This window comes from Bartonella sp. CL25QHWL (assembly GCF_042195335.1).
Lineage (GTDB): Bacteria > Pseudomonadota > Alphaproteobacteria > Rhizobiales > Rhizobiaceae > Bartonella.
The window spans coordinates 1-3,139 of sequence record NZ_JBHIOE010000044.1; the positions used below are offsets into that span (position 1 = coordinate 1).

Consider the following 3,139-nt stretch of genomic DNA (forward strand, 5'->3'; position numbering starts at 1 on the left):
TACGATAAACAGGCAGATGGTAAAACTGATTATAGCAGTGTGACTTTAGGTAAAGGTAAGGATGCAGGACCAGTTGCACTTCATAATGTTGCCGAAGGTAATATTGCTAAGGATTCAAGGGACGCAATTACAGGTGGTCAGCTTTATTCCTTAGGGGACAATGTTGCAACTTATTTAGGTGGTGGCGCTGAATATAAGGAAGGTCAATGGAGTGCTCCAAGCTTTAAAGTTAAAACTGTCAAAGGTGATGGTAGTGATGTTGAAGATAAGGAATATAAAACTGTAGCGGAGGCATTGGCTGGAGTTGGTGCTTCCATCACCAATGTTCGCAAAGAGATTAACAATGAAATTACTAATGTTGTCAGTGATAGCCTTGCCAAGCAGGATGAAAAGACAAAAGTTATCAATATTGGTACAGAAGTAGAAGGCAGTGAAATCAATATCGCAAATAAAGACAAAGGGGATAGAATACTTTCCGGTGTGAAGGAAGCAACGAAGAATAATGAAGCAGTCAACAAAGAGCAACTTGATAAAAGTTTAGAGAAGCTTTCTAACAATCTTCAGTCTGATGAATCGGCTGTTGTTCACTATGATAAAAAAGATGGTGATAATGGCATCACTAATTATGCGAGTGTGACTTTGGGTAAAGGTAAGGGTTCTGCATCTGTTGGTTTGCATAATGTTGCCGAAGGTCAGATTAGTGAGAATTCGCATGATGCGGTTAATGGCGGTCAGATTTCTAAGGTTTCTCAGGATATTGCGGAATACTTAGGTGGAGGTACAAGCTTTAAAGATGGTACTTTCACGGGTCCAACCTATAAATTATCCAGTGTTGATGCAAAAGGCGAGGAAGTAGAAAAATCCTATAGTGATATTGGTTTAGCCATTGAAAGCATTGATACGAATTTCAAGAATGTAAATAGCAACCTAACGAATAAGTTTAATGAACTTACTGAAAACATCACGAATATTACTCAGGAAGTTCAAGGCGATGCGCTGTTGTGGGATAAGGACGCAGAGGCATTTGTAGCGACGCATGGAGAGAAGGAAAGCAAGAGTAAGATTACATCACTTGCAGCTGGCTCTATAGTATCAGGCTCGAGTGATGCGATTACGGGTGGACAGATTTATGATCTGCAAAAACAGTTTGCTGGCTATTTTGGTGGAGGTGCTGGTTATAATGAGAAAGGCGAATGGCAAGATCCGGATTTCCAAATTCAGACTTTCAGCAATGATGGTACGAAAGGTGATAAGAAGAGCAGTAATAATGTTGCAGGTGCGTTTAATGACATTAATGACAGCATGAGCACTATCAACGCTCGTATTAAGGAAGTTTCAGAAGGAGTTGCACAAGATTCTTTATCATGGAGCAAGGCTGATGGTGCTTTTGTCGCCTTGCATGGAGAAAAAGATGGTGCAAAGACAAACAGCAAGATTAAGTTCCTTGCGGCAGGAGATATTACGAAAGAATCGACAGATGCAGTAAATGGCTCCCAACTTTATTCCTTAGGAAAAGATCTTGCATCGTACTTAAACGGTGATGCTAAGTATGAGAAAGATCAATGGTTGTTGCCTAGATTTAAAGTTACACACCTTAAAGAAGATGGCACATCAGAAGAAGCTGAGTACGATAGTGTTTCAGAAGCTCTTTCAGGTGTTGGTAATTCTTTCACGAATGTGGTTAAAGACTTTAATGACAAAGTCACGAATATTACTCAGGAAGTTCAAGGCGATGCGCTGTTGTGGAATAAGGACGCAGAGGCGTTTGTAGCGACGCATGGAGGAAAAGACGGTGAGAAGACCAACAGCAAGATAACGTCGCTTGCAAATGGTGACATTACTGCTAGCTCAAGCGATGCTGTAGCAGGAAATCAGCTATATGCTCTAGGTAACAGTGTTGCGCAGTCTTTAGGTGGTGATGCTAGTTATGCAGGTGGCGCTTGGACAGCTCCAAGTTTCAAAGTTAAGACCGTTAATGAGGATGGTACTAAAGTTGAAGAGAAGAAGTATGATAATGTATCGGAAGCATTTGCTGGTGTAGGAACATCTTTTGAGAATCTTCAAAAAGAGTTCACCCAAAACAACACGGAGGTTACTGAAAATATTAAGCAGAATGCGTTGTTGTGGAGTGATGAAGATAATGCGTTTGTAGCGACACATGGAGAGGGTGCTGGGAAAGGCAACAGTAAAATTAAGTTTCTTTCCAATGGAGAGGTTTCTGCAAGCTCAAGTGATGCGATCAATGGTTCTCAGCTTTTTGCGACCAATCAAAATGTAAGCAGTGTGTCAAACAATCTTGAAACAACAGCTACGAATATAGCTAAATCTTTAGGTGGTGGCGCTGAATATAAGGAAGGTCAATGGAGAGCTCCAAGTTTCAAAGTTAAGACCGTTAATGAGGATGGTAGTGCTGTTGAAGAGCAGAGCTATGATGATGTTGCTAAAGCGTTTGCAGGTGTAGGGAATTCATTCACGAATATTCATAAAGAGCTTCAGAATGAGATTAATAGAGTTGTAGGAGATAGTCTTGTTAAGCAGGATGATGCTACGAAGGTAATCAAGATAGGTGGTGAAAAAGAGGGTAGTGCAATCACAATTGCAAATATGAATGGTGATGCACGTAGTCTCTCTGGCGTGAAAGCAGGCACACTTTCTGAAGGCTCGACAGAAGCAGTGAATGGTTCTCAGCTTTATTCCTTGAATCAGACGCTAGCGACTTATTTTGGTGGTGGCGCTCACTATGAAGATGGTCAATGGGTAGCACCTACTTTCAAAGTTACGACATTTAATGATGATGGTAGTCCAGAAGAGCATAGCTATCCCAATATTGCTGAAGCGTTTGCCGGTGTAAGCAATTCATTTACAAAGCTTCATAATGAGATTTCAGACAATATTGAGCAGAATGCGTTGTTGTGGAGTGATGAAGACAGTGCGTTTGTAGCGCTTCATGGGAAGGGAGATAAAAGAAGTAAGAGCAAACTGAAGTCAGTTTTAGATGGCGATATCTCTGAAGGTTCGACAGAGGCGATTACGGGCAATCAGCTTTATTCCTTGCATCAGACGCTAGCGATGTATTTAGGAGGAGGAGCTAGCTATGAAGGTGGCGAATGGAGGGCTCCGGAATTCAAGGTTGCACAAT

The 3,139-nt window shown here is 41.4% G+C and carries 1 pseudogene; it reads left to right on the forward strand.

The window, feature by feature from the left end:
• Window positions 1-3,139, forward strand: a pseudogene (locus ACFILY_RS09255) (hypothetical protein); the annotation flags it as partial.